This window comes from Gluconobacter albidus (genome assembly GCF_002723915.1).
In the GTDB taxonomy this organism is placed as follows: Bacteria; Pseudomonadota; Alphaproteobacteria; order Acetobacterales; family Acetobacteraceae; genus Gluconobacter; species Gluconobacter albidus.
Map to the genome: position 1 here is coordinate 1 of NZ_BEWL01000043.1, position 1,353 is coordinate 1,353.

The following is a 1,353-nucleotide window of genomic DNA, read 5'->3' on the forward strand; positions in this document are numbered from 1 at the left end:
CTGTGTCCCTGGGCGTGGTGTAGGAACACCGATCCTCGATAGGTTCGAGGTTATCAGGCAGCCACGGCTGGCAGGCTGATAGTTTGGTTATGGCTTATGGCGGCCAATCCTTCCAGCGTCATGTAGCGTCGGCACACGGCCCATTCGTCGTTCTGCTCCAGCATCAAGGCCCCGACAAGACGGATGATGGCGGCGTCGTTGGGGAAAATGCCGATGACGTCGCAGCGACGCTTGATCTCCCGGTTCACCCGCTCGATCGGGTTCGTCGACGAGATCTGGGTCCAGTGCTCCCGGGGAAAGCCCATGTAGGCCAGCACATCCGGCTCTGTCCGCTCCATGAAGTCCGCCAGTTTCGGGAAGCCTTCGCGCAGCTTGTCCGTGACGTGCCGCCATTGGCGCGCGGCATCGTCCGCCGTTTCCTGCGTGAAGATCGTGCGCAACAGGGCCGTGATGGCAGGACGTTGTTTCGCGTGGGCATAAGCGAGTGCGTTGCGCAGCCAGTGCACCCGGCAGCGTTGCAGGGTCGCGTTGAACACGCGACCGGCCGCGGCGCGCAGCCCGGCATGCGCGTCGGCCACCACCAGCTTCACGCCACGCAGGCCGCGATCGGCCAGGGAACGCAGGAAATCCGTCCAGAACGCTTCTGCTTCGGACGGTCCCGTCGCCACGCCCAGCACTTCACGGCGACCATCGGTGTTCACGCCCACGGCGATTATCACGGCGATTGACACGATCCGGCCGCCCTGGCGCAATTTCAGATACGTCGCATCGATCCACAGATACGGCCATTCGCCCTCGATCGGCCGGGACAGGAAGGAGTTGACCCGCTCGTCGATCTCCCCGACCAGACGGCTGACCTGGCTTTTGGAGACGCCGCCGGCACCCATGGCACGGACGAGATCATCGACCGATCGCGTGGAAATCCTCTGCACATAGGCTTCCTGGATGACCGCCAGCAGCGCCTTTTCCGCCGTCCTCCGGGGCTCAAGGAAGGTCGGGAAATAGCTGCCCTTGCGCAGCTTCGGGATCGCAAGCTCCACCGTGCCCGCCCGCGTGTCCCAGTTCCGGGCGCGGTAGCCGTTGCGCTGGGTTGAGCGGGAGGCCGAACGCGCGCCCAACGGCGCCCCAGTCCGGGCCTCGACCTCCATCTCCATCATCCGATCGGCAGCAAACGCCAGCATCTCACGAACAAAATCGCCATCAGACGCTTGCTCCACAAGCTCAAGCAGCGCCATCTTCTCGTCGGTCATCGTCAGGTCCTTCAGGTTCAGTTTCGCACCCGAACCCTATCAAAGACCGGCGGTGGCCGCCTCAGCAGCCAATCTCACTCCTACACCACCCCACGGGACACAG

The 1,353-nt window shown here is 63.9% G+C and carries 1 protein-coding gene; it reads right to left on the reverse strand.

Going from position 1 to position 1,353, the window contains the following annotated elements:
* Nucleotides 1-53: 53 nt before the first annotated feature.
* Nucleotides 54-1,250 carry an IS256 family transposase gene (locus GAL01_RS15375; RefSeq protein ID WP_062026910.1) on the reverse strand — a complete coding sequence of 399 codons (1,197 nt, stop codon included), beginning with the start codon at nt 1,248-1,250 and terminating at the stop codon, nt 54-56.
* Nucleotides 1,251-1,353 lie beyond the last annotated feature (103 nt).